This is a genomic window from Streptomyces sp. NPDC001381, assembly GCF_042895685.1.
Lineage (GTDB): Bacteria > Actinomycetota > Actinomycetes > Streptomycetales > Streptomycetaceae > Streptomyces.
Genome location: NZ_JBIAWO010000005.1, coordinates 647992 through 670883, shown reverse-complemented (window position 1 = coordinate 670883; position 22892 = coordinate 647992). Strand labels below are relative to the sequence as shown.

Below are 22892 nucleotides of genomic sequence, written 5' to 3'. Positions count from 1 at the left end.
GGTCGTGAGCCGCCTTCACGGCCCGCCCCGGATGCCGCTCAGGTGACCTTCACAGCCGCAAGGCCGATACTGCCTTTGTAGGACTCCAGTCGGCACGCCGTCGATCCACCGCCAGGTCTGACACGACGTCACCGAAGTCGGCATCACGTCGGCATCGGTGCCGCCACCACGCCGCTCCGGCCGCACCGGCCCGGGGCCGACGGCTACCGAACCCGATCTGACCAGCGAAAACACAGGCCGAAGACCACCTTCTAGGCTCGCTAGGAGATCCCCATGAAGATGCTGATCAACGTTCCGGAATCCGTGGTCGCGGACGCGCTGCGCGGCATGGCGGCCGCTCATCCCGAACTGACCGTCGACGTCGAGAACCGGGTGATCGTACGGCGGGACGCGCCGGTGGCCGGCAAGGTGGGCCTGGTGTCCGGCGGCGGGTCGGGGCACGAGCCGTTGCACGGCGGGTTCGTCGGACCCGGGATGCTCTCCGCGGCGTGTCCCGGCGAGGTGTTCACGTCTCCCGTGCCCGATCAGATGCTGCGGGCGGCGGCCGCCGTGGACAGCGGCGCGGGCGTGCTCCTCATCGTGAAGAACTACACCGGCGACGTGCTCAACTTCGACATGGCGGCCGAGCTCGCCGAGGACGAGGGCATCCAGATCGCCAAGGTGCTGGTCAACGACGACGTCGCCGTCACCGACAGCCTCTACACGGCCGGACGGCGCGGCACGGGCGCGACGCTCTTCGTGGAGAAGATCGCGGGCGCCGCGGCCGACGAGGGGCAGCCGCTGGAGCGGGTCCAGGCGGTCGCCCGGCAGGTGAACGAGAACTCCCGCACCTTCGGCGTCGCGCTGAGCGCGTGCACCACGCCCGCCAAGGGCAGCCCCACCTTCGACCTGCCGCCCGGCGAGCTGGAACTCGGCATCGGCATCCACGGCGAGCCGGGCCGGGAGCGGCGGGCGATGATGACGTCCGGGGAGATCGCCGACTTCGCGGTGCAGGCGATCCTGGACGACATGACCCCGCGCAATCCCGTTCTCGTCCTGGTCAACGGCATGGGCGCGACGCCCCTGCTGGAGCTGTACGGCTTCAACGCGGAGGTGCAGCGGGTGCTGACCCAGCGCGGGGTGGCGGTCGCCCGGACGCTCGTCGGCAACTACGTCACCTCCCTCGACATGGCCGGCGCCTCGGTCACCCTGTGCCAGGCCGACGAGGAGCTGCTGCGGCTGTGGGACGCGCCGGTGAAGACGCCGGGCCTGCGCTGGGGCATGTGAGCCGGGAGAGCAGGGCAGGCAGCCACCGAATCGACCACGCAAGGAGACCCAGTGCTCGACGCCGACTTCTTCCGCCGTTGGATGACGGCGACCGCCGCGTCCGTCGACCGCGAGGCGGAACGGCTCACGGCCCTCGACTCGCCCATCGGGGACGCCGACCACGGCAGCAACCTTCTGCGCGGGTTCACCGCGGTGACCGCGGCGCTGGAGAAGGAGGCGCCGCAGACCCCGGGCGCGATCCTCGTCCTCGCCGGGCGCCAGCTCATCTCCACGGTCGGCGGAGCCTCGGGCCCCCTGTACGGCACGCTGCTGCGGCGGACCGGGAAGGCGCTCGGGGACGCGGCGGAGGTGAGCGAGGAGGAGTTCGCGCAGGCGCTGCGGGCGGGCGTGGACGCCGTGATGCAGCTCGGGGGTGCCGCGCCGGGCGACAAGACGATGATCGACGCGCTGGTGCCGGCGGTGGACGCGCTCGGTGACGGTTTCGGCGCCGCCCGGACCGCGGCCGAGCAGGGCGCCGAGGCGACGATCCCCCTCCAGGCGCGCAAGGGCCGGGCCAGCTACCTCGGGGAGCGCAGCATCGGGCACCAGGATCCGGGGGCCACCTCGTCCGCCCTGCTCGTCGCGGGGCTCGTGGAAGCCGATGGGAAGTGAGGCGAAGGTGAGCGACGAGAAACTGGTCGGAATCGTGCTGGTCTCGCACAGCGCCGCGGTGGCGACCGCCGTGGCGGATCTGGCCCGGGGGCTCGCGAGTGGCGGCGCGGCCGTGCCGGTCGCCGCGGCCGGGGGCACCGAGGGCGGCGGGATGGGCACCAGCGCCGAGCTGGTCGCCGCCGCTGCCGCCGCCGTCGACCGGGGGGCCGGCGTCGCGCTCCTCACCGACCTGGGCAGCGCCGTCCTCACGGTCAAGGCGCTGCTCGCCGAGGGCGACGAGCTCCCCGCGACCGCCCGCCTGGTGGACGCCCCGTTCGTCGAGGGCGCGGTGGCCGCGGTGGTCACGGCGGCGACGGGGGCCGACCTGGACGCGGTGGAGGCGGCGGCCGTGGAGGCCTACGACTACCGGAAGGTGTGAGCGCGTTCCGGGCCGGCCTCCGGGTCAGCTCAGGCCCTCCGCGGCGACGGCGAGGGCCGAGCGGACGGCCTCCGCGAGCCCGGCGCGTACCGCCGCCGGGTCCGTGACGGGGTCGGCGGTCCGCCACGCGTGGTGGTCCACGGCGGCGGGCAGGGCCGCGTTGAACATCGCCGCCTGGATCGCCGGCCGGAGGTCGACGGCCGGCCGGCCGGCCCGCTCGGCGAGGGCGCGCGCGAACGCGGGCTCGGCCTCGTCGTAGGTCTGGAGCCGGACGGCGCGCGGGCCCGGTTCGGTGCGGGTCGGCCGGACGAGCGCGCCCACGACGGGGATCGTGGTGGACGCCGACCCGGCGGCCCACGGCCCGGCGGCGCCGGGCCCGCACTTCGTCAACGTCGGCCGGCTGGCCGAGCCGGAGGAGCAGGCCGCCGCGATCGTGTTGCTCGCCTCGGACACCGCGAGCAACATCAACGGCGTGGTCCTGCCGGTGGACGACGGCTGGTCCGCCGGCTGACACCCCACCCCCGCGGACGTCGGACGGCCCTCGGCCCCCCACCCCGGCCGTCCGACCTCCGGCGGGCCGCACTACTCCTCCTCCCCCACCTCTTCGTCGGCCTCGGCCAGCGCGGTCCGCGCCGCCTCCTGCACGTCCTCGGCCCAGGCGGCCCCATGGCCGCCCCGGGCTTCCCCGCCGTCCTGCCCACGGGCCTCTCCGGCCGCCGCCGTCCGGTCCGCGGGACGCTCCCCGGCGGCCGCCGGCTTCGGCCGTCCCGGCCGCGGGGCCGCGGACATCTCCGGGCCCCACCGTCCCGACGGCAGCGCGGACACCTCCGGACCCCTCGGATACCGGGCCGCCGTCCCGGCGTCCACCGGCGCCACGGACGCCTCCGGTGCCTCCGGTGCCTCCGGCGGCTGGTCCGTCCGCACCACGGCCCGCACGAACGCCCGGGCCAGCCGCTCCCCCGTCTCCCTGGCGGACACATGGCTCTCGATGGGCGTGGCGCGGGAGTTCTTGAAGACGATGTAGGTGACACCGGACGGGGTGCCGCCGCCGTGCGGGTCGGGTCGGATGCCGAGAGCCTCCGCGGTGGCGTAGGAGGCCTCGCCGATGATGTCGGGCGGGCCCACGTCGCCGACGACCGCGTACTGCACCCGGTCCCGGTAGACGACCGCCGCCACCGCTCCGCCGCGCACCCCGTGCTCGCGGTGGTTCCAGACGTCGCTCACGTCGGGCACGACGATGTAGGGCAGTGTCTCGGCGCTCAGGTAGCGGCCGTCGGACTGGGTGAAGGCCGTGGTCCCGGAGAACAGCGGGTCGACGCCGCTGTTGCAGTGCGGGCCGGGGCGGCCGTCGCAGTCGATGTCCATGTCGGCCGTCCAGAAGACCGCCTCGGGAGTGCCGCAGACCGGGACCGTCGCGGGCACGCCGTCGTCCGTGCGGTAGCGGCCCCGGGAGACGGGGGCGCAGTCCCGCACCCGGGCCAGCAGGTCGGCGGCGCGGACGGAGCCCTCCTGCCGTATCGCGGGCGGCCCGGGGGTGCCGTGCGTCTGCCGGACGGCGGACGGGACGGAGCTCGGGGCCAGCAGGGCGAGGCCGGCCGCGGCCAGGGTCAGCGACTGGGCGCGCACGATACGGGACCCTCTCGTGGGACGGTGACGGACACTCAGCCCAATCTGGTGGGGGTCGCATCCCGGGGCCATTCCGAGGGGGCCGTACGGTGCACGCTTCTGACGCCCCGACAGGGGCCCGGGGGCCGGCGCCGTCTCGGGCTCCGGCCCCCCGGCCACTGCGCCGGCGCGGGATCAGCGACGACAGCGTTCCGCGCCGCCGGCCCGAACTCAACCGCCCTCAGGGAGAGTTCGGCCGGGAGGAACATCAGCATACGAAACTTTCCCGAGCCGTCACGCAACCCCCGCCCCCGTACCGCCGTCTTCATTCGTTCGCCGTCTTGCCGTGCCCGCACCGCCGCGCCATATTGGTCCGGACCAATGCCGCCGCGCCGGTTCCGGGAGGCGAAGCCGTGCGACGCGTGACGCTCTGCGCGTGGGTGCTGGCCGTGTCGTGCGGGTGCGCGGCCGGCGACGGTGACGACGGGCGGGCGCCCGGCGCTCCGACGGGGGTGACCGCACGGGCCGGGAGCGCGACCAGCGTGCACGTGATGTGGAACGCGGTCGCGGCGGACCCGCCGGTCGGCGCGTACGAGGTCTACCGGGGCACCACGAAGGTCGGCGACGTGCCCGGCTCGGCGCACATGCTCGACGTCGTGCGTCTCGCGCCGGCCACCTCGTACGTCTTCACCGTGCGGGCCCGTGACGGCGACGGCCGGCTCGGGCCGCCCAGCCGGCAGGTCCGGGCGAGGACACCGGCGGCCACGCCGGCGGACACCTCGGCGCCGACCCGCCCGGGCGAAGTCACCGGCCGGGCCGCCGGAAGCCGGGCGGTCCAGCTGTCCTGGTCGGCGTCCACGGACGACCGCGAGGTGGTGTCGTACGACGTCTACCAGGGCGGAATGCGCATCCACAGCGTCGCCGGGACCCAGACCGCGACGGTCGTCACGGGACTGCGGCCCGGCACCCGTTACTCCTTCACCGTCCGCGCCCGCGACGCCGCCGACCATCTCTCGCCGGCCGGCGCGGCCGTGCGCGTGACCACCCCGTCCGGCGCCGGCGGGGGAGGCGGCACGGCGCCCGCCGGCTTCCGTGCCACGACCCGGCGCGCGGCGGACGGGGCGTACTACATCGACCTGTCGTGGGTGGCGCCGCGGGTGGACGGCGTGGTCACCGAGTACGGGATCCAGCTCGACGGGGCGGCGGCCACCTCGCTGGTGTGGGGCGGTCCGCCGCCGCGCGGCCGGGCGGCGTACAGCTTCTACGCGGGACGCGAGAAGGGGGTCACGCACCGGGTGCGGCTGCGGGCTCGGCTGCCGGACGGAACCTGGGGGGCGTACTCGGCGGAGCGGACGGTGACCACGGGGGCGCCCGGCTGACGCCTGGGCCGTCCGAAGGAATCCGTCACCTGCCCGGATGCGGTCCGCGTGCGCGACGCCACCGGGGCACGTTGGCTTCCTCTGAGGCAGCACGGGCGTACCCGACCCTCGGCGGCGCACGGGATGTACCGCCAACCGTGCCGCCGGAGGACATCCGATGCGCACTTCCCGTCTTCTTCTCCGCTCAGGAATGACCGTGACAGCCGCCGCCGCGCTGCCGCTCGCCCTGACCGCGCAGCCGGCTGCCGCGGTCTCCGGCATCTCGGTGAGCACGACCGGCACCACGGTGTCCGTGGTCACCAGCGCCTGCGCCCAGATCAACGGCAACTGGGGCACCGCGGCCCTGCTCAACAGCAGTCAGGCGAGCTTCGCCCAGGGGCGCCAGGTGGCGCTGTCGGGGACGGCCGTCAGCCAGTCCGCCGCCTGGTCCAGCGTGTCCCCGGGCACGTACACCGTGATCGTCATGTGCTCCAACGGCAACACTGCGGGCACCCAGTCCGTGATCGTGTCGACGCCGCCCACCCCGACGGTCTCCCCCAGCGTCTCCCCGACCGCGACCGCCTCGCCCTCGCGCGGTGTCATGGGCGGCCTCGGCGGCGCGGCCCGCGACGTCGGGCCCGTGACGATGGGGGTCGGGGGTGCGCTGGTGGGCGTGGGCGTCATCGCGGCGGCCTGGTTCCTGCGCCGCCGCTCGAAGCCGTACCGCCTCTAGGCCGTGTCCGCACCGTCCCGCCGTTCGCCCGCAGGGCGGGCGGGACGGTGCGGACACGGCCTAGGACCCCTCCTCCACGACGGGCAGTTCCCGCAGGGCCTCGGTGAGCCACTGGATCCAGAAGGTCTCCAGTTCGATGCCGGCGCGCAGGACCAGGTGCTGCAGCCTGGCCTGCGCGCCGGTGTCGCCGGGCGGGAAGTCGCGCTTCTCGATCTGCTCGTACTCGGCCAGCTGCCGCCGGTGCAGGTCGAGATGGCGGCGCAGGTCGGCGTCCAGACCCGCGGTGCCGACGACCGCCGCGGCCCGCAGCCGGAGCAGCAGCGTGTCGCGGTGCGGCTTGGGGTCCTGGGACGCGGCCGTCCAGCGGGCCAGTTCGGCGCGGCCCGCGGGCAGGACCTCGTAGGCCTTCTTCTGCCCGCGGGCCGGCTGCTCGGCGGGCAGGGCCCGGATATGACCCTCGGCCTCCAGTTTTCCCAGCTCGCGATAGATCTGCTGGTGCGTCGCCGACCAGAAGTAGCCGATCGACTTGTCGAACCGGCGGGTCAGGTCGAGTCCCGACGACGGCTTCTCGAGCAGGGCGGTGAGGATCGCGTGCGGGAGTGACATGGGGTCATCCTAGGGACGTGCCCCTGCGGGCCTACAGTGCCGCCGCGAGCTCGGTGCCCTGCTTGACGGCGCGCTTGGCGTCCAGTTCGGCGGCCACGTCGGCGCCGCCGATGAGGTGCGCGTTCACACCGGCGGCCAGCAGCTCCTCGTACAAGTCGCGGCGCGGGTCCTGGCCGGTGCACAGCACGATGGTGTCCACCTCCAGGACCGTGCTCTGCTCACCGACGGTGATGTGCAGACCCGCGTCGTCGATGCGGTCGTAGCGCACGCCCGGGACCATCGTCACGCCCCGGTGCTTGAGTTCGGCGCGGTGGATCCAGCCGGTGGTCTTGCCGAGGCCGGCGCCGACCTTGGTGGTCTTGCGCTGCAGGAGGTGGACCCGGCGGGGCGGGGCGGGGCGTTCGGGGGCCGCGAGACCGCCCGGTGCCGTGTAGTCCGTGTCGACGCCCCACTGGCGGAAGTACGCCGCCGGGTCCTCGCTCGCCTTGTCGCCGCCGTCGGTCAGGAACTCGGCGACGTCGAAGCCGATACCGCCCGCGCCCAGGATCGCGACCCGGTCGCCGACGGGCGCGCCGTCGCGCAGGACGTCGAGGTAGCCGACGACGCTCGGGTGGTCGACGCCGGGGATGTCGGGGGTGCGCGGGGTGACGCCGGTGGCGACGACCACCTCGTCGTAGTCCCCCAGGTCGGCCGCCGTCACCGGCGTGTCGAGGCGTACGTCGACACCGTGCGCGTCGAGCTGGTGGCGGAAGTAGCGCAGCGTCTCGTCGAACTCCTGCTTGCCGGGCACCTTGCGGGCGACGTTGAGCTGGCCGCCGATCTCGCTCGCCGCGTCGAACAGGGTGACCTCGTGGCCGCGTTCGGCGGCGCTCACGGCGCAGGCGAGACCCGCCGGGCCCGCGCCGACGACCGCGACGCGCTTGCGCAGCCGGGTCGGGGACAGGACCAGCTCGGTCTCGTGGCAGGCGCGCGGGTTGACCAGGCAGGAAGTGATCTTGCCGCTGAAGGTGTGGTCGAGGCAGGCCTGGTTGCAGCCGATGCAGGTGTTGATGGCCTCGGGTGTACCGGCCGCGGCCTTGTTCACGAAGTCCGGGTCGGCCAGCATCGGGCGGGCCATGGAGATCATGTCGGCGCAGCCGTCGGCGAGCAACTGCTCGGCGAGTTCCGGGGTGTTGATGCGGTTGGTGGTGACCAGCGGGACGGACACCGCGCCCATGAGCTTCTTCGTCACCCAGGTGTAGGCGCCGCGCGGCACGGAGGTGGCGATGGTGGGGATGCGGGCCTCGTGCCAGCCGATGCCGGTGTTGATGATGGTCGCGCCGGCCGCCTCGACGGCCTTCGCGAGGGTGACGACCTCGTCGAGCGTGGAGCCACCGGGCACCAGGTCCAGCATGGACAGCCGGTAGACGACGATGAAGTTCTCGCCGACCGCCTCGCGCACCCGGCGCACGATCTCGACGGGGAAGCGCATGCGGTTCTCGTACGCGCCTCCCCAGCGGTCGGTGCGGCGGTTGGTCGGCGCGGCGATGAACTCGTTGATGAGGTAGCCCTCGGAGCCCATGATCTCGACGCCGTCGTACCCGGCCTGCTGCGCGAGGCGGGCGGTGCGGGCGTAGTCGTCGATGGTGCGCTCGACGTCGGCGTCGGTCAGTTCGCGGGGCGCGAAGGGGCTGATGGGGGCCTGCAGGGGGCTCGGCGCCACCAGGTCGCGGTGGTAGGCGTAGCGGCCGAAGTGCAGGATCTGCAGCGCGATGCGGCCGCCCTCGCGGTGCACCGCCTCGGTGATCTGCCGGTGCTGCTCGGCCTCCTCGTCGGTGGTGAGCTTGGCGCCGCCCTCGGCCGGGCGCCCCTCGTCGTTGGGGGCGATGCCGCCGGTGACGATCAGGCCCACGCCCCCGCGGGCGCGGGCGGCGTAGAACTCCGCCATGCGCTCGAAGCCGCGGTCGGCCTCCTCCAGGCCCACGTGCATCGAGCCCATCAGGACGCGGTTGGGCAGCGTGGTGAAGCCCAGGTCGAGCGGGCTCAGCAGATGCGGGTAACGGGTCATGGCGGCCTCCGTGCGCGGCGTTGGTCGCCTCCAGTTCTAGAGGACCGCACACGGTTTATGCAACTAGTTGCACAATCGCTGCCGGGGTGTGTGCCGCACCTCACCCGCCGTGCGGCACACCCGCCCGCGCCTCACCTGCTTTCGAGAAGGACGTGCAGCTCCTGCTCCTGGTCACCGGAGGCCGAGGAGAGGTCGCGCACCGCGAAGAGCGAGTCCAGCATGGAACGCAGCCGCTCGATGGCCCAGTAGCCGCCCTGTGCGTCGGCCTCGACGGAGGACGACAGCCGGGCCGGCGGCGGACAGGAGTGGGCCTCGGTGACCTCGAACGTGCCCAGCCACACCATCGGGCGGCTCTCGTGGAGTTGCTGCGGCACCTCTTCCGGGCCCCGGTCGGACTCGAAGCAGGCACAGAGCGCGTCGAAGACGATCCGGGCGTCCTCCTTGCTGCATCCGCTGATCTCGAGGGAGACGGCCTCCTCGTGCAGACGCTCACGGTCCATCGTGATCGCTCCTCTCATGGCGGTGGCACGGCGGTGCGGGTTCCCCGCACGCCGCGCCACATCCCCAGAAAAGCACCACTTTCCGGGCGCCACCAGTGACGGCCGGCGTCGACGGCCGCCGCGGTCAGCTCTTCGTGAAGCGGTACGTCCTGCTGTCCGTCAGCACGCAGAAGCCGGGCGACACCACGATCACGCGCAGGGTCGCGGTACGGCGGTCGTAGTCGATGCCCTCCGCCTCGAAGGTCCCCGAGCAGGAGCTGCGCAGCGGCAGCCGGCGCAGGGCCGTGACATGGCCGGTGACGTCGGAGGTGCCGCCGGGCGCGGCCGACAGGTCGACCTGGAGGAGGGGCTTGGTGATGCCGAAGAGCGTGCCGGCCGGGTCGTCGGAGGAGCACAGCAGGGTCGTCGGCCCGGTGAAGTCGCAGCCCTGGACGTCGCGCACGGCGTGGTCCAGGCGGACGGTCGACACCTGCGGCAGGTTCGCCGAGGGCGAGGTGGTGGCGTTGGCGCCCGGGGTCGGGAGGACGAGGAAGCGGGTCATGGTGCCGTACTCGCCCGACAGCATCCACTGGCCGTCCGGGGTGATGGCCACCCAGGAGTTGTTCAGCGCCTCGCCCTGGCCCAGCGCGTGGACGTACTCCGACCAGGTGCCGCCGGGCGCCTGCACCCGGTACATCTTCGAGGTGCCCGAGTCGCTCTGGTAGGGCGAGACGTAGTAGCCGTCGTAGGAGGCGTCGGGGTCGCCGACGTGGTTCCAGCCGCGGCTGGAGACGGAGAGGGGGATGGTTCCGATGCCGGTGTACCGGTTGGCGCTGCCGGCGGGGACCTCGACGGAGGTCAGGCCCTGGCTCTCGGTGAGCGGGTCGGCGCGGTCGGAGCCGGTCTCGGTCCAGGTGTCGGCGGCCGAGGCGGGCGGGGCGGCGAAGAGGGCGGCGGCCGTCGCGGTGGCCAGCGCGACGAGGGCGGTGCGGACCGCGTGGCGGCGGGGCCGGGCGGGGCGCAGGGGCATGCGGGGGCTCCTCGTGGGGGGGCGGGGGCGCAGTCGGCGGACAGTCTGGCGGGACGTGGTCGTCATGTACAGACCAATCCGATGGACGGGGCCCGTCCTTGAGGGGAACAGCGGTCGCCGCCGTACTGGAGGAAGCGAGGGAGAAAGGTGTCCGGAGCCGTGGGAGAAAAGGGTTGAGCGCGGTAGAACAGGGGGAGTCGGCACGGGGGACGGCGTGCCGCGGCGACATGCGGAGGCGGTGCGTGGCATGAGTGCAGCCGGATCGTCCTCGGCCGCGGGTGGTGGGCCGGTCGGGCCCAGCGGGCTGCTGGACGTGCTGAACGTCGCCTCGGTGGTGCTCGACACCGAGGGACGCATCGTGCTGTGGAGTCCCCAGGCCGAGGAGCTGTTCGGATACTCGGCGGCCGAGGCCCTGGGGAAGTACGCGGCCCAGGTGATGATCCACGAGCGGCATGTCGACCTGGTCGTCAAGCTGTTCGCCGACGTCATGGCCACCGGACAGAGCTGGGCGGGCGCGTTCCCGGTCCGGTGCAAGGACGGCTCCACCCGGATGGTGGAGTTCCGCAACATGCGGCTGGTCAACGACCGGGGCGATGTCTTCGCGCTGGGTCTCGCGGCGGACCAGTCGACGGTGCGCCGGCTGGAGCGGGACGTGGCGCTGTCGACGCGGATGGTCGCGCAGTCCCCCATCGGTCTGGCGGTCGTGGACACGGAACTGCGCTATGTCTCGGTCAACGAGGCGCTGGCCCGCATCAACGGCGTGCCGGCGAAGGACCACGTCGGCCGCAGGATGCGCGACGTGCTGCCCGCGGTGGACGCGGACGCCCTGGAGGCGGCCGTGCGCGACGTGCTGCGGACCGGGGTGCCGCTCGTCGACCGGTCCACGGTCGGGCGCACCCGGGGGGACCCGGTCGAGGAACACGCCTGGTCGCTCTCGCTGTACCGGCTGGAGGACTCGCGCGGCACGGTGCTGGGCGTGGCCGCCTCGGTCATCGACATCACCGAGCAGTACCGGGCGGGTGTGGAGGCCGAGGCGGCCCGGCGGCGGCTGACCCTGATCGCCGACGCCTCCGCCCGGATCGGCACCACGCTGGACCTGGAGCGCACCGCCTGCGAGCTGGCCGAGGTCGCCGTGCCGGAGCTGGCGGACGTGGCCGCGGTGGACCTGCTCGACGAGGTGGTGGCGGGCCGGCGCTCCGGTCCGCGGCCCACCGAGGCGGCGGCCATCCGTTCCCTGGCGGTGCGGGCCGTCGACGCGCCGGAGGTGCTGCGGGCCGCCGACCCGGCCGGGCAGGTGGTCCGCTACGCCCCCGACCAGCTGATCACCGAGTGCGTGCGCACCGGGCAGCCCGTCATGGTGGCGCAGGTCAAGGACGAGGACCTGGCCCGCATCGCGCCCTCCCCGGAGGCGGCCGGTCTGCTGGCCCGGGCGGGCGTGCACTCCTACCTGGCCGTCCCGCTCATCGCGCGGGGCGAGGTGCTCGGCGCCCTGGACCTCAAGCGGATCCACAACCCGCTGGCGTTCGGCCGGGACGATCTGCTGCTCGCCCGGGAGCTGGCGGCCCGTGCCGCCGTGCAGATCGACAACGCCCGCTGGTACCAGAACGCCCGTACGACCGCGCTCACCCTCCAGCGCAGCCTGCTGCCCAGCCATCCGCCGGTCACCGGCGGCCTGGAGGTCGCCTCCCGCTACCAGCCGGCGGGCGCCACCACGGAGGTCGGCGGCGACTGGTTCGACGTCATCCCGCTCCAGGACGGCAAGACCGCGCTCGTCGTCGGCGATGTGATGGGCAGCGGTATCGACGCCGCCGCCACGATGGGCCGGCTGCGCACCGCGACGACCACACTGGCCTCCCTCGACCTCGACCCGGCGGTGCTCCTGGAGCACCTGGACAAGATCACCGACGGCCTGGACCACTCCATCGCCACATGTGTGTACGCCGTCCACGACCCGCGGCTCGGCAGGTGCCGCATCGCCAACGCCGGGCATCTGCCGCCGGCCCGGGTGCGCCCCGGCCTGCCGCCCGAACTGCTCGACCTGCCCACGGGCGCGCCGCTGGGCGTGGGCGGGGTGGCCTTCTCGACGACCGACGTCGACTTCGCGCCCGGCGACCAGCTCGTGCTGTACACGGACGGCCTGGTGGAGACCCGGCTGCACTCCCTGGACGAGCGTCTGGACGCGCTGCTCGCCCTCCTCGGCGATCCCGGGCGCCCGCTGGAGGAGCTCTGCGACCATCTGCTGACCGCGCTGCACCACCCCGACAACCACGACGACGTCGCACTGCTGGTGGCCCGGGCCCGCGGATGAGGGCGCGCGGGCGGGCACGCCGTACGCCCCGATTCACAGGCATTTATTACCTCTTCCTTACCGCGTTCCTCCGACAATCACAGTGAGGAGTGCCCGTCGTGCCCGCCCGCCGGGCCGAGGAAGGTGAGCCGAATGCACGAGCATGAGCAGCAGCCGGACCGGATCGAGGTGCTGTCGGGGCCGGGCGGCGAGGAGCGGCGGCCGGACTCCCCGCGCGCGCTGTGGCGGCGCCGCCCGGCCCGCGGGCGGACGGTGATCGCGGCCACCGCCGTCGCGGTCCTGGCCCTCGGCGGCACGGTCGCCTACGCGGCCACGTCGGGCGGCACGCCCGGCGGTTCGCCGTCCGCGTCCCCCTCGGCCTCGTCGTCCTCGGAGGATCACGGTGGCCGGCACGGCCACGGCGGCCCCTGGTCCGGCTTCGGTCTCGGCGGCGACGCGGTGCACGGCGAGGCGACCGTCAAGGACCGCGACACCGGCGAGTGGGTGGTACGGGTCTGGCAGCGGGGCACGGTCGAGAAGGCCGACGGCGACCGGGTCACCGTGAAGAGCGAGGACGGCACCTCGTGGACATGGACGGTCGGTCCGGACACGCCGGTGCGCGCCGACGGCACGTCCGGTTCCGGCGCCGGCGCGCTGGAGAAGGGCGACACGGTCGTCGTCGTGGGGTCCCGTTCCGGCGACACGTACACGGCGGCCCGGGTCCTGTCCGGCGACTTCCGCGACCGCGGCCCGGACCGGGACGACGGCCGCGGAGGCTTCCCGGGGCACGGCCCGTGGGACCGCGGGGACGACCGCTCCCCCAGCCCCACGGGCGGCGGCGCCGCTACCTGAGCCTGGTGCCGACGACGACGTGGGCGTACCGCTCCCCGTCCTCGGCCAGGCGCGCGCCCAGACCGGCACGGGTGAAGGCCCCGACGGCGTCCGGGGCCTGCCGTTCGCTGGTCTCGACCAGGAGGATCCCGCCCGGCATGAGCCACTCGGGGGCCTCGGCGGCGACCCTGCGCAGCACGTCGAGGCCGTCGCCGCCGCCGTCCAGGGCGGTGAGCGGCTCATGGTCGCGCGCCTCCGCCGGCAGCAGGGGGACCTCGTCGGTGGGGACGTAGGGCACGTTCGCGGCCAGGATGCCGATCCGGCCGCGCAGCCGGTCCGGCAGTGCCTCGAACAGGTCGCCCTCATGGGCGTGGCCGCCGTGGGCGGCGACATTGGCGCGGGCGCAGCGCACGGCCGCCGGGTCGATGTCGGCGGCGTGCAGTTCGACCTCGCCCAGCGCGGCGGCGAGGGCCGCGCCGACCGCGCCCGAGCCGCAGCACAGGTCCACGACGACGGAGGTGTGCGAGGCGTGCGCGAGGGCCTGTTCGACCAGGAACTCGGTGCGGCGGCGGGGTACGAAGACGCCGGGTTCGACGGTGATGCGCAGCCCGCGGAACTCGGCCCAGCCGACGACGAGTTCGAGAGGGTGACCGGCCACGCGGCGCGTCACCATCGCGTCGCGTTCGTCGGGCGTCCGGGCGGCGGAGAGGATCAGCTCCGCCTCGTCCTCGGCGAAGACGCACCCGGCGGCGCGCAGCGCGGCGACGACGGCGTCTCGGGAGGGGAAGGAGGCGGGCGGGGAGAACGGAGGCATGGAGAGCCGGGAGCCTTTCGGGAGTCGAAGGGCGCTCCCGCGTGAGCCTACGGGCGGCGATCCACGCCGCTCCGAGGGGAGAGCACCCGACCTGACACTGCGGTGATGGGTCCCACCTCCTCGGTCGCGCACGGCTGGGTACCTCCGCAGCCGGACGATCACCCTACCCCAGCGGAAACGGCCGAAGGCCTCCCCGGCCCTCAAGTTGTACTATGCAACAAGATGAGCGAGGAGGAGCGGACATGGTGGACACAGCCGAGGCCGTGGAGACCATCCAGCGGGAGATGACGGTCTTCGCCCGCCGCGCCCGCGCCTCCGCCGGGCGGCTGCATCCCGAGCTGTCGCTGGTCTCGTACACCCTCCTCGGTCATCTGGAGGAGAGCGGCGGCTGCCGGGCCACCGACCTGGCCGCGCACCACGCGCTGGACAAGTCGACGGTCAGCCGCCAGGTCGCGGCCCTGGAGCGGGCGGACCTGGTCGAACGGCGGCTCGACCCGCAGGACCACCGGGTGCACGTCCTGCATCTCACCGAGGCCGGCCGGCGCATCCTCGCCCAGGTCACCGAGAGCCGCCGCGCGGCCTTCCGGGAGCGGCTCACCGGGTGGCCGCGCAAGGATCTGGAGCGGTTCGCGCAGTACCTGGTGCGGTACAACGCCTCGCTCCCCGACGCCGGCTGACCACGGCCGCCGGGCACACCGGCCGGTCCCGCACCGGCGCGGCCCACCCCCGGCGGACCACTCGCCGCCGTCCGCCGCACGGCGGCAGCGCCCCCTGCGTCCACGGCGCCGGAGCCGCCGCCCCCTACGGCCCGAGAGCCGCCGGCCGCTCCGGCACCCGCGCCGCGAGGAACGCCGTTCTGCGGCGCAGGCGGAAGCCCAGGGACTCGTGGAGCCGGCCGGCGCCGGTGTTGCCGGCGCCGGTGTGCCGGAAGGGGGTCTCGCCGCGGGCGCGGATGCCGTGGGCGACGGCGAGGATCAGCCGGGTCGCCAGGCCCTCGCCGCGGAAGGCGGGGTCGGTGCAGACCGCGCTGATCTCGGTCCACCCCGGCGGACGGAGGCGCTCGCCGGCCATGGCGATCAGGGCGCCCTCCCTGCGGATGCCGAGGTACGTGCCGAGTTCCACGGTGCGCTGCTCGAAGGGGCCGGGCCGGGTGCGGGCGACCAGGTCGAGCATCTCGGGGACGTCGGCGGGGCCGAGGCGGACCGCCTCGGGGTCCGGCGCCGCGGCCGGCCCGTCGTCGACGAGCTGCACACCCTCGACCCGGAAGGTGATCTCCCAGCCCTCGGGGACCTCGCCCCGGAAGCCGGGCAGCGGGACCTCCGCGCCGGGTCCGGCGAGAGCCGCGAGGTCCGCCCAGTCGTCGGCGTCCGGCTCGTCGGGCAGCGCCGGCCAGGGCGAGACGTCCACCGGGTAACGCAGCACCCGGCCCCGGCGCTCGGCGAGGTGCGCGTGCGGGCCGGTGAGGGAGGCGAGGGCGGGATTGTCCAGGACGTGACGCCGTGCCGTGTCGCTCGTGCGCCCGCCCCGATCACGCTCACGCCCCTGCCTCCGGCGTGGCCGGCCGCGGAACCGGCGGGGTGCCCGCCCGCCGCGGGGACCTCCCGGCCGGTGCCCGGCCGGGGCCGGTCGACGTCCACGAGCGCCTCGGTCCCCGGGCCGCCGCACCGGGTGAAGACGTACGCCTTCGGCATTGCTCCCACTCTCCTTCGCTGCCGCCGGACCGCCGGGTCCGGAACGGCACGTGCAAGGAAGATCGCCGAAGGGCTGTTCCCCGGGCGGCGCACTGTTCACACGGGCTTGACGTTCGGCGGGCGGGGGTGGTCCGGAGCACCGCCGGCCTGCCCGTACGGTGGTATGCGCAAGCAACCGTCACCCTCACGCTGGAACCGCATGAACGTCACCCGAGGCTTCACCGGCCGCCCCCGCGTCGCCAACGCCGGGCTCCCACCCGGCCAGTACGACGCGGGCGAGGACTGGCCCGTGCTCTCCGCGGAGGTCACGCCCGACCTCTCCCCCGCCGACTGGACCTTCCGGATCGACGGGCTGGTCGCGGCGGAGCGGACCTGGGACTGGGACGAGGCGCACGCGCTGCCGGAGTCCGCGTACGAGGGCGACATCCACTGCGTGACCGGCTGGTCGAAGTTCGGGGTGCGGTTCTCGGGGGTGCCGCTGGACGCGTTCCTCGACGTCGTACGTCCGGACGCGGCCGCCACGCACGCCGTCGCCTACTCGCACACGGGATACACCACGAACCTGCCGCTCGCGGACCTGACCGGCGGACGGGCCTGGATCGCCTTCGCCCACGACGGGAAGCCGCTGGCGCCCGAGCACGGGGGGCCGGCGCGGCTGCTGGTGCCGCATCTGTACTTCTGGAAGAGCGCCAAGTGGATCGCCGGCCTCCGGCTGCTCGACCACGACGAGCCGGGCTTCTGGGAGCGGAACGGCTACCACGGGCGGGGCAACCCCTGGGAGGAGCAGAGGTACTCCGGTGACTGAGACGTCCCCCTCCCCCGTCTTCACCCCTGCGACCCGGTTCGCGGTGCCCGGCCGGATCGAGGTGAGCGACCGGGCCGCCGCCGTGTGGCAGACGGCGACGCTCACCGGGATCCGCCGTGAGACCCCGCGCGCGGCGACCTTCCGGTTCGCGGTGCCGGCCTGGGCGGGGCATCTGCCCGGCCAGCACCTGTCGCTGCGGCTGACCGCCGCCGACGGCTACACCGCCCAGCGGCACTACTCGATCGCCTCCGCGCCCGACGACGAGGGGCACCTCGAACTGACCCTCGACCATGTCGAGGGCGGCGAGGTCTCCGGCTGGTTCCACACCGTGGCGCGGCCGGGCGACCGGGTCGAGGTGCGCGGTCCGCTCAGCGGCTTCTTCGCCTGGCCCGGCGACCGGCCCGCGCTGCTGATCGGCGCGGGCTCCGGCGTCGTACCGCTGATGTCGATGGTCCGGCACCACCGGGCCCGCGGCCTGGAGGTCCCGCTGCGGCTGCTGGTGTCCGCGCGCAGCCCCGAGGAGCTGATCTACGCCCGGGAGTACGGCGCGGAGACCACGCCCGTCTTCACGCGCGGCGCGCCGGCGGGCGTGCCGGTGGGCCGGCTGACGGCCGCGCGTCTGGCGCCGGTGCTCAGGGAGCGGCCGCCGGGCGGCTGGGAGGCGTACGTGTGCGGGTCCAACGCCTTCGCCGAGCACGCGTCGCGGCTGCTGGTGGCGGCCGGGCAGCCGGTGGACCGCATCCGGATCGAGCGGTTCGGCTGAGCGGTCCGCGCCGCGCGCCCGCTCCTGGTGGCGGATGTACTCCGATGGGGGTACCACTGAGGTGGGCACTCGCGTCAAGCGAGGAGGTCCGGCAATGCGAACCCGGGTGCGTGGCTGGCGCTGGCGGAAGAACCCGCTGCGGCGCCGGTCGGATGTGGTGGAGGCGTGGACGGCGCTGGTCGTCGCCGTGCTGCTGCTGGTGGCCGTGCCGCTGGCGGGGGCGGTCGCGGGGCGGTGGGCGCACGACGAGGCGCGCACGGCCGCGGCCGTGCAGCGGGCCGAACGCCACCGGGTGCGGGCGGAGGTGGTGGGCCAGGTGCCCGAGAGCCTGCCGTCGGCGGACGGCGTACGGCAGCGGACGTACCGGGTGGCCGTGCGCTGGACCCCGCCCGGCGAGCGGGCGCGGACGGTCGAGGCCCGGGTGCCCGAGGGCACGCGCCGGGGTGACGTGGTGGACGTGTGGTTGGACGCGCGGGGACGGAGCGTTCCGGCTCCGCCGGGCGGTACGGCGGTGTGGCAGCACACGTTCACCATGGGCGTGTGCGCGGCCGGCGGGACGGCCGCCGTGGTGCTGCTCGGGCACTCGGTGGTCCGCCGGGTGGCGATGCGGCACCGGCTGACCGAGTGGGACCGCGCGTGGGCGCGTACGGAACCGGAGTGGACGCGGCGCAGGCCCGCGTGAAGCCGGGCGGCCCGGAGTCCGGGGCCTGGGCGAGGTGGCGGGACGGGGGCCGCGACGGAAGCCGGGACCGGTCTGGCGGGGGATCCGTGAAAGCCGCCCACGAGGCCTGGCGAGGGGATCCGTGCAGCCCCGACGGGGTCTGGCAGGGGATTCCGTGCAGCCTCCGACGGGGTCTGGCGAGGGCTCCGGGGAGGAACGTACGGTGTGATCATTCGTATGGCCACTTAACAAAAGGCGGTCTTCATGGCCCTGTTCGACCTGTCCCTCGAGGAGCTCCACGAGTACCGCAGCGCGTCCCCCGAGCCGGAGGGGTTCGACGCCTTCTGGTCCAAGACGTTGCAGGAGGCCCGCGAGCACGACCTGGACGCCCGCTTCGAGCCGGTCGAGACCGGGCTGGCCACGGTCGAGGTCTACGACGTGACGTTCGCGGGGTACGGCGGCCACCCGGTGAAGGGGTGGCTGAAGGTGCCGGCCGCCGCCGAGGGGCCGCTCCCGCTGATCGTGGAGTTCATCGGGTACGGCGGCGGGCGGGGGCTGCCGCACGAGAACCTGCTGTGGGCGTCGACCGGCCGCGCCCACTTCGTCATGGACACCCGGGGCCAGGGCAGCGCCTGGGGCGGCGGCGGTGGCACCGCGGACCCGGTGGGCGGCGCGCCGTCGTACCCCGGCTTCATGACCCGGGGCATCGACGCGCCCGAGAACTACTACTACCGGCGGGTGTTCACGGACGCGGTGCGCGCCGTGGAGGCGGCCCGCTCCCACCCGCTGACCGACGCGAGCCGGACCGTGGCGCTCGGCGGCAGCCAGGGCGGCGGCATCACGATCGCCGTCGGCGGTCTGGTGCCGGACCTGGCGGCGATCGCCCCGGACGTGCCGTTCCTGTGCGACTTTCCCCGTGCCGCCACGCTGACGGACCGTCACCCGTACCGTGAGATCGGCCTGTTCCTCAAGACGCACCGCGGCCGCAGCCAGGACGCGCTGCGCACCCTCTCGTACTTCGACGGCGTCCACTTCGCCTCCCGGGGCACGGCGCCGGCCCTGTTCTCGGCGGCCCTGGAGGACCAGACGTGCCCGCCGTCGACCGTGTTCGCCGCGTTCAACGCCTGGGCGCACGAGGACAAGACGATCGAGGTGTACGACTTCAACGACCACGAGGGCGGCGGCCCGTACCAGGAGGCGGCCAAGGTGCGCTGGCTGCGCTCGTACGCCTGAGGTCGCCCGCCCGGGGTCCGGGCGCCCGGGATCGCGCACATGAGGCACCGGAGGCGGTGCACCCCTTCCCTCCAGTCCGACCAGTCGGTACGTTGCGGGAGGCCGGGCCGCACCGTCGCGGTCCGGGACACCGCCGGACCACGGAGGGCCCATGTCCGAGCACGTGCCCCAGGTGCACGGCCACTGCGACGCGCGTTTCGCGGCGGTGCGCACGGCGTTCGAGGAGAACTTCCGCGACCGGGGCGAGCTGGGCGCCGCGGTGGCCGTCACGGTCGACGGAGTGACGGTGGTGGACCTGTGGGGCGGCTGGGCCGACGCCGCGCGCACCCGCGCGTGGGAGCGGGACACGCTGGTCAACGTCTGGTCGACGACCAAGGGCCCCACGGCCCTGTGCGCGCACGTCCTGGCCGACCGGGGGCTGCTCGACCTGGACGCCCCGGTCGCCGCGTACTGGCCCGGGTTCGCGGCCGCGGGCAAGGAGAACGTGCTCGTACGGCACCTGCTGTCGCACCGCGCCGGCCTGTCCGGACTGCGCGAGCCGCACACGCTGGAGCAGCTCTACGACTGGGAGGTGACGACCTCACGCCTCGCGGCCACCGAACCCTGGTGGGAGCCGGGCACCCGCTCCGGCTACCACGCGCTCACGTTCGGCTTCCTCGTGGGGGAGGTCGTACGGCGGGTGTCGGGCCTGCGGCCGGGCGCCTTCCTGGAGCGGGAGGTGACCGGGCCGCTCGGGGTCGACTTCCGCCTCGGGCTGCCGGAGAAGGAGGCCGGGCGGGCGGCCGAACTGGTGCATCCGCCGGCCGTGCCGTCCAGCGAACAGGCGGCCGTCTTCGCCCAGTTGGCGCCCGCCGCCGTCGCGGCCCTGACCAATCCCGTGGTCGGCGCCGCCGAGGCCAACTCGCCCGGCTGGCGGGCCGCGGAGATCCCGGCCGCGAACGGCCACGGCACGGCACGGGCGGTCGCCGCGCTGTACGGCGTCCTCGCCGGGCGCGGCTCCCACGGCGGTCGTCGCATCCTGTCCCCGGAGGCGGCCGAGCGGGTGCGCGAGGGACAGGGCGGCTGCCGGGACCTGGTGCTGGGCGCCGGGTTCGAGCACGAGACGGAGGTCGCGCTGGGCCTGTGGCTCAGCGGCGCCAACGGCTCCTACGGGCCCAATCCCCGCGCGGTCGGCCACGACGGCTTCGGCGGCTCCTGCGGGCTGGCCGATCCGGAGGCGGGGGTGTCGCTGGGTTACGTGATGAACCGGATGGGGCCGCGTATCGCCGACGACCCCCGCAAGATGGCCCTCGTCGACGCCCTGTACAGCGTGATCTGATCACCGCCGACTCCGGTGCCGTCGTCGTGCGTACGCCGTTTCACCCGAGCACGGCGCGGGCGCCCCGCCGGCCCCGGCGTCAGTCCACCCGTCGTGCCTCGACCATACGGACCCGTGGGCTTCCGTCGCTCCTCGTCCCGAACCCGGGCAGCGCACGGAGGTCCACGCGGAACCCGGCGCGCTCCAGCTCGCGCCGCACCTCGCCGAGGCGGAAGGCCCGGTAGTACATCACGAACGGCGGCCGCCACACGGCGTTGCGCACCCGCATCACGGCGTCGAAACCGAGGAGCGTCCAGAACGCCGGGGAGGACGGACGGGGCGGGGCGAGCACGGGGAACGCGAACCGGCCGCCCGGCCGCAGCACCCCGTGCACCTGGGCGAACAGTCCGGGCAGTTCACGGGGCAGGAAGTGCCCGAACGCGCCGAAGCTGACGACCAGGTCGAAGGCGGCCGTGAAGGGCAGGGCCCGGGCGTCCGCGCGCACCCAGGACACGCGCGCTCCCGTCGCCGGCGTCCGCCGGCGGGCCTCGTCGAGCATGCCCGCGCTGAAGTCGACGCCGGTCACGCTGCGCCCGCAGACCGTCGCCAGGACGTCCATCCCGGCGCCCGTGCCGCAGCACAGGTCGAGTCCGTCGTCGCAGGGGCCGGACTCCTTCAGGGCCGAGGCGACCGCGGCCAGGACGGAGTCCGGAGTACGGAAGGGCGTGTGGTCGAACTTGGGCGCCAGGAGGTCGTAGCCGTGCTCGACGGACGACAGGGCCTGGACGGCGAGTTCGCGCAGCGTGGGGCCTTCGGGACTGAACATCGCCCTCAGCCTACGGCGGCACGGCGCTTCAGGAGCAGGAGTGCGCGCTCGCACCAGCGCACGTTCTCCTCCTCGAAGGCGATCCCGGCCATCAGGGTGAGGTACGGCCCGATCCGGTCGGCCTCGACCAGGTACTCCTCCTCGGTGCGCCCGGCGAGCAGCCGCTCCCGGACGCGCTCGTAGCGGGCGAGCTTGCCGCGGGCCCAGCCACGGCGCTCCTCGATCAGCTCACGGCTCACCGCGGGATCCACGCCGTCCGACGCCTGGATCTTGATGAGGAGTTCGTCGCGGATGGCGGTGGGCCGGCGGGGCGGGGCGGCCGCGAAGGCGCGCAGATCCGCCCGGCCCGCCTCGGTGAGGGTGAACATCCGCTTGTTCGGGCGGCGTTCCTGCCGCACCACCCGTGCCTCGATGAGACCGTCCTCGGCGAGTCGCTCCAGCTCCCGGTACAGCTGCTGCGGGGTCGCGGGCCAGAAGTTCGCGAGGGAGACGTCGAAGACCTTGGACAGCTCGTAGCCCGAGGCCTCGCCTTCCAGGAGGGCTGCCAGGACGGCGTACTTGAGGGACATGTGGACACGGTAGCAGCAGGTGATTATTGTCATCCGCACTTACTGAACAAATTGAGTATGAGGACGAGGTGATCCGATGCGCGCGTTCCGTGAGGCGGTCGAGGCCGGCGATCTCGCCGCCGTCGAGGCGCTGCTGGCCGAGGACGTGGTCTTCACCAGCCCGGTCGTGTTCAAGCCGTACCCCGGCAAGGCGATCACCGCCGCGATCCTGCGGGCGGTGTCCGAGGTCTTCGAGGACTTCCGGTACGAGCGGGAGCTGGCCGGGGACGCGGGCCGCGACCACGCGCTGGTGTTCACGGCCCGGGTGGGCGACCGCACGCTCACCGGCTGCGACTTCATCCATCTCGACGACGACGGGCTGATCGACGAACTGACGGTCATGGTGCGGCCGTTGTCGGGCGCGCAGGCGCTGGCTGCGGCCATGGGCGCGCGGTTCGACGAGATCGTGAAGGAGGCGGAGGCCCGGTCGGTCTCCGCCTCCTGACGCTTCTCGCGGCTCAGCCGACCGTGAGGGTGAGGGCGCCGGTGTAGGTGCTGCCGGGGGTGAGCGCGGTGACCGTGCCGTCGACCGTGAGGGTCACGGTCCTGCCGCGCGGCGCCTTCACGGCCGCGTCGTCGGCGAGGGTGAGGGAGGTCAGGTACGAGGTGCCGGTGACCGTCCAGGTGGAACCGCTGTCCAGCGTCACGATCACGCCGTTGTTGACCGCCGGCTGCGCGGTGTTGGTGACGATGCCCAGTTCGTGGAAGGTGGAGGCGTCGGATGGACGGCACCCGGTGCTTGGCGGCGGTCGCGGAGATCACGCCCTCGACGGACGAGCCGGTGAAGGTGAGGACCATGTTCTTGCCCTTGCGCACGCCGTTGTAGAAATCGCCCTTGATCTTGATCGCCGTGAAGGCGGCGGCTCCGTCCGTGGCATGGGCG

24 protein-coding genes and 2 pseudogenes are annotated in these 22892 nt (G+C 74.1%); 15 read left to right on the top strand and 11 right to left on the bottom strand.

Annotated features, from left to right (window positions below; genetic code table 11):
- Positions 1 to 273: 273 nt before the first annotated feature.
- From dhaK to ACFY2L_RS25730, 3 genes are read left to right on the top strand one after another with little or no spacing between them, the layout of a single operon-like run.
- Positions 274 to 1266 (top strand): dihydroxyacetone kinase subunit DhaK, encoded by a 993-nt coding sequence (dhaK, locus tag ACFY2L_RS25740; RefSeq protein ID WP_390823476.1) that lies wholly within the window; start codon positions 274 to 276, stop codon positions 1264 to 1266.
- Positions 1267 to 1317: 51 nt separating this feature from the next.
- On the top strand, positions 1318 to 1917 hold the full coding sequence (gene dhaL, locus ACFY2L_RS25735) for a dihydroxyacetone kinase subunit DhaL (RefSeq protein ID WP_390657719.1): 600 nt from the start codon (positions 1318 to 1320) through the stop codon (positions 1915 to 1917).
- Positions 1918 to 1924: 7 nt separating this feature from the next.
- Entirely contained in the window at positions 1925 to 2335 is a 411-nt protein-coding gene (locus ACFY2L_RS25730) for a PTS fructose transporter subunit IIA (RefSeq protein WP_390657718.1), read from the top strand.
- Between the two features lie 24 nt (positions 2336 to 2359).
- Here ACFY2L_RS25730 and ACFY2L_RS25725 read toward each other — a convergent pair whose 3' ends face one another.
- Positions 2360 to 2656: a hypothetical protein gene (locus ACFY2L_RS25725; protein WP_390657717.1), complete on the bottom strand. Its 297-nt coding sequence runs from the start codon at positions 2654 to 2656 to the stop codon at positions 2360 to 2362.
- 1 nt (position 2657) lies between these two features.
- Here ACFY2L_RS25725 and ACFY2L_RS25720 point away from each other — a divergent pair.
- Positions 2658 to 2846 (top strand): annotated as a pseudogene (locus tag ACFY2L_RS25720) (SDR family oxidoreductase); the annotation flags it as partial.
- A gap of 419 nt (positions 2847 to 3265) precedes the next feature.
- Here ACFY2L_RS25720 and ACFY2L_RS25715 read toward each other — a convergent pair.
- Positions 3266 to 3961, bottom strand: a pseudogene (locus ACFY2L_RS25715) (glycoside hydrolase family 75 protein); the annotation flags it as partial.
- A gap of 392 nt (positions 3962 to 4353) precedes the next feature.
- Between ACFY2L_RS25715 and ACFY2L_RS25710 the strand changes: the two are divergent.
- Together ACFY2L_RS25710 and ACFY2L_RS25705 are read left to right on the top strand one after the other, a co-directional pair.
- Positions 4354 to 5319, top strand: a complete 966-nt coding sequence (locus tag ACFY2L_RS25710; RefSeq protein WP_390823475.1) for a fibronectin type III domain-containing protein — start codon at positions 4354 to 4356, stop codon at positions 5317 to 5319.
- Between the two features lie 157 nt (positions 5320 to 5476).
- Complete coding sequence (locus ACFY2L_RS25705; protein WP_390657715.1) at positions 5477 to 6031, top strand: hypothetical protein; 555 nt, start codon at positions 5477 to 5479, stop codon at positions 6029 to 6031.
- Positions 6032 to 6091: 60 nt separating this feature from the next.
- Here ACFY2L_RS25705 and ACFY2L_RS25700 read toward each other — a convergent pair whose 3' ends face one another.
- The 4 genes from ACFY2L_RS25700 to ACFY2L_RS25685 all read right to left on the bottom strand — a co-directional run bounded on the left by ACFY2L_RS25700 (position 6092) and on the right by ACFY2L_RS25685 (position 10193).
- On the bottom strand, positions 6092 to 6637 hold the full coding sequence (locus ACFY2L_RS25700; RefSeq protein ID WP_390657714.1) for a PadR family transcriptional regulator: 546 nt from the start codon (positions 6635 to 6637) through the stop codon (positions 6092 to 6094).
- A 31-nt stretch (positions 6638 to 6668) separates the two neighbouring features.
- A complete protein-coding gene (locus tag ACFY2L_RS25695; RefSeq protein WP_390823474.1) occupies positions 6669 to 8684 on the bottom strand; it encodes an FAD-dependent oxidoreductase in 2016 nt (671 codons plus the stop codon).
- 131 nt (positions 8685 to 8815) lie between these two features.
- Positions 8816 to 9184 carry a hypothetical protein gene (locus tag ACFY2L_RS25690; protein ID WP_390823473.1) on the bottom strand — a complete coding sequence of 123 codons (369 nt, stop codon included), beginning with the start codon at positions 9182 to 9184 and terminating at the stop codon, positions 8816 to 8818.
- Between the two features lie 124 nt (positions 9185 to 9308).
- A complete protein-coding gene (locus ACFY2L_RS25685; protein WP_390823472.1) occupies positions 9309 to 10193 on the bottom strand; it encodes a hypothetical protein in 885 nt (294 codons plus the stop codon).
- Between the two features lie 247 nt (positions 10194 to 10440).
- Here ACFY2L_RS25685 and ACFY2L_RS25680 point away from each other — a divergent pair, with 247 nt between their 5' ends.
- A complete protein-coding gene (locus ACFY2L_RS25680; RefSeq protein WP_390823471.1) occupies positions 10441 to 12501 on the top strand; it encodes a SpoIIE family protein phosphatase in 2061 nt (686 codons plus the stop codon).
- Between the two features lie 132 nt (positions 12502 to 12633).
- Positions 12634 to 13332, top strand: a complete 699-nt coding sequence (locus ACFY2L_RS25675; protein ID WP_390823470.1) for a hypothetical protein — start codon at positions 12634 to 12636, stop codon at positions 13330 to 13332.
- Here the strand turns inward: ACFY2L_RS25675 and ACFY2L_RS25670 are convergent.
- Positions 13325 to 14125 carry a putative protein N(5)-glutamine methyltransferase gene (locus ACFY2L_RS25670; protein ID WP_390823469.1) on the bottom strand — a complete coding sequence of 267 codons (801 nt, stop codon included), beginning with the start codon at positions 14123 to 14125 and terminating at the stop codon, positions 13325 to 13327. The two genes, ACFY2L_RS25675 and ACFY2L_RS25670, sit on opposite strands and share 8 nt — an antisense overlap.
- A gap of 245 nt (positions 14126 to 14370) precedes the next feature.
- Here ACFY2L_RS25670 and ACFY2L_RS25665 point away from each other — a divergent pair, with 245 nt between their 5' ends.
- A complete protein-coding gene (locus ACFY2L_RS25665; protein WP_390823513.1) occupies positions 14371 to 14802 on the top strand; it encodes a MarR family winged helix-turn-helix transcriptional regulator in 432 nt (143 codons plus the stop codon).
- 124 nt (positions 14803 to 14926) lie between these two features.
- On the opposite strand, the gene ACFY2L_RS25660 is transcribed toward ACFY2L_RS25665, so the two are convergent.
- Positions 14927 to 15613 (bottom strand): GNAT family N-acetyltransferase, encoded by a 687-nt coding sequence (locus ACFY2L_RS25660; RefSeq protein ID WP_390823512.1) that lies wholly within the window; start codon positions 15611 to 15613, stop codon positions 14927 to 14929.
- A gap of 402 nt (positions 15614 to 16015) precedes the next feature.
- Between ACFY2L_RS25660 and ACFY2L_RS25655 the strand changes: the two genes are divergently transcribed.
- The 5 genes from ACFY2L_RS25655 to ACFY2L_RS25635 all read left to right on the top strand — a co-directional run bounded on the left by ACFY2L_RS25655 (position 16016) and on the right by ACFY2L_RS25635 (position 20596).
- Positions 16016 to 16621 (top strand): sulfite oxidase-like oxidoreductase, encoded by a 606-nt coding sequence (locus ACFY2L_RS25655; protein ID WP_390823468.1) that lies wholly within the window; start codon positions 16016 to 16018, stop codon positions 16619 to 16621.
- Positions 16614 to 17384 carry a ferredoxin reductase gene (locus tag ACFY2L_RS25650; RefSeq protein ID WP_390823467.1) on the top strand — a complete coding sequence of 257 codons (771 nt, stop codon included), beginning with the start codon at positions 16614 to 16616 and terminating at the stop codon, positions 17382 to 17384. Before ACFY2L_RS25655 ends, ACFY2L_RS25650 begins: the two co-directional genes overlap by 8 nt.
- Before the next feature lie 94 nt (positions 17385 to 17478).
- Positions 17479 to 18066, top strand: coding sequence for a hypothetical protein (locus tag ACFY2L_RS25645; protein ID WP_390657705.1), 588 nt, complete (start codon positions 17479 to 17481; stop codon positions 18064 to 18066).
- Positions 18067 to 18309: 243 nt separating this feature from the next.
- Positions 18310 to 19278 carry an acetylxylan esterase gene (locus ACFY2L_RS25640; RefSeq protein ID WP_390657704.1) on the top strand — a complete coding sequence of 323 codons (969 nt, stop codon included), beginning with the start codon at positions 18310 to 18312 and terminating at the stop codon, positions 19276 to 19278.
- A gap of 151 nt (positions 19279 to 19429) precedes the next feature.
- A complete protein-coding gene (locus ACFY2L_RS25635) occupies positions 19430 to 20596 on the top strand; it encodes a serine hydrolase domain-containing protein (protein ID WP_390657703.1) in 1167 nt (388 codons plus the stop codon).
- A 79-nt stretch (positions 20597 to 20675) separates the two neighbouring features.
- On the opposite strand, the gene ACFY2L_RS25630 is transcribed toward ACFY2L_RS25635, so the two are convergent.
- Positions 20676 to 21401, bottom strand: coding sequence for a class I SAM-dependent methyltransferase (locus ACFY2L_RS25630; protein WP_390823466.1), 726 nt, complete (start codon positions 21399 to 21401; stop codon positions 20676 to 20678).
- A gap of 5 nt (positions 21402 to 21406) precedes the next feature.
- On the bottom strand, positions 21407 to 21970 hold the full coding sequence (locus tag ACFY2L_RS25625) for a PadR family transcriptional regulator (RefSeq protein WP_390657701.1): 564 nt from the start codon (positions 21968 to 21970) through the stop codon (positions 21407 to 21409).
- A gap of 76 nt (positions 21971 to 22046) precedes the next feature.
- On the opposite strand from ACFY2L_RS25625, the gene ACFY2L_RS25620 reads away from it, so the two are divergent.
- Positions 22047 to 22454 (top strand): nuclear transport factor 2 family protein, encoded by a 408-nt coding sequence (locus tag ACFY2L_RS25620; protein WP_390657700.1) that lies wholly within the window; start codon positions 22047 to 22049, stop codon positions 22452 to 22454.
- A 13-nt stretch (positions 22455 to 22467) separates the two neighbouring features.
- Here ACFY2L_RS25620 and ACFY2L_RS25615 read toward each other — a convergent pair whose 3' ends face one another.
- Positions 22468 to 22656 (bottom strand): hypothetical protein, encoded by a 189-nt coding sequence (locus tag ACFY2L_RS25615; RefSeq protein ID WP_390823465.1) that lies wholly within the window; start codon positions 22654 to 22656, stop codon positions 22468 to 22470.
- Between the last annotated feature and the right edge of the window lie 236 nt (positions 22657 to 22892).

Bases quoted from the DNA above. Each gene is read 5' to 3' on its own strand.
- dhaK (WP_390823476.1), top strand. From the start codon at position 274: ATGAAGATGCTGATCAACGTTCCGGAATCCGTGGTCGCGGACGCGCTG.
- ACFY2L_RS25705 (WP_390657715.1), top strand. From the start codon at position 5,477: ATGCGCACTTCCCGTCTTCTTCTCCGCTCAGGAATGACCGTGACAGCC.
- ACFY2L_RS25700 (WP_390657714.1), bottom strand. From the start codon at position 6,637: ATGTCACTCCCGCACGCGATCCTCACCGCCCTGCTCGAGAAGCCGTCG.
- ACFY2L_RS25695 (WP_390823474.1), bottom strand. From the start codon at position 8,684: ATGACCCGTTACCCGCATCTGCTGAGCCCGCTCGACCTGGGCTTCACC.
- ACFY2L_RS25690 (WP_390823473.1), bottom strand. From the start codon at position 9,184: ATGGACCGTGAGCGTCTGCACGAGGAGGCCGTCTCCCTCGAGATCAGC.
- ACFY2L_RS25685 (WP_390823472.1), bottom strand. From the start codon at position 10,193: ATGCCCCTGCGCCCCGCCCGGCCCCGCCGCCACGCGGTCCGCACCGCC.
- ACFY2L_RS25680 (WP_390823471.1), top strand. From the start codon at position 10,441: ATGAGTGCAGCCGGATCGTCCTCGGCCGCGGGTGGTGGGCCGGTCGGG.
- ACFY2L_RS25675 (WP_390823470.1), top strand. From the start codon at position 12,634: ATGCACGAGCATGAGCAGCAGCCGGACCGGATCGAGGTGCTGTCGGGG.
- ACFY2L_RS25670 (WP_390823469.1), bottom strand. From the start codon at position 14,125: ATGCCTCCGTTCTCCCCGCCCGCCTCCTTCCCCTCCCGAGACGCCGTC.
- ACFY2L_RS25655 (WP_390823468.1), top strand. From the start codon at position 16,016: ATGAACGTCACCCGAGGCTTCACCGGCCGCCCCCGCGTCGCCAACGCC.
- ACFY2L_RS25645 (WP_390657705.1), top strand. From the start codon at position 17,479: ATGCGAACCCGGGTGCGTGGCTGGCGCTGGCGGAAGAACCCGCTGCGG.
- ACFY2L_RS25640 (WP_390657704.1), top strand. From the start codon at position 18,310: ATGGCCCTGTTCGACCTGTCCCTCGAGGAGCTCCACGAGTACCGCAGC.
- ACFY2L_RS25635 (WP_390657703.1), top strand. From the start codon at position 19,430: ATGTCCGAGCACGTGCCCCAGGTGCACGGCCACTGCGACGCGCGTTTC.
- ACFY2L_RS25630 (WP_390823466.1), bottom strand. From the start codon at position 21,401: ATGTTCAGTCCCGAAGGCCCCACGCTGCGCGAACTCGCCGTCCAGGCC.
- ACFY2L_RS25625 (WP_390657701.1), bottom strand. From the start codon at position 21,970: ATGTCCCTCAAGTACGCCGTCCTGGCAGCCCTCCTGGAAGGCGAGGCC.
- ACFY2L_RS25620 (WP_390657700.1), top strand. From the start codon at position 22,047: ATGCGCGCGTTCCGTGAGGCGGTCGAGGCCGGCGATCTCGCCGCCGTC.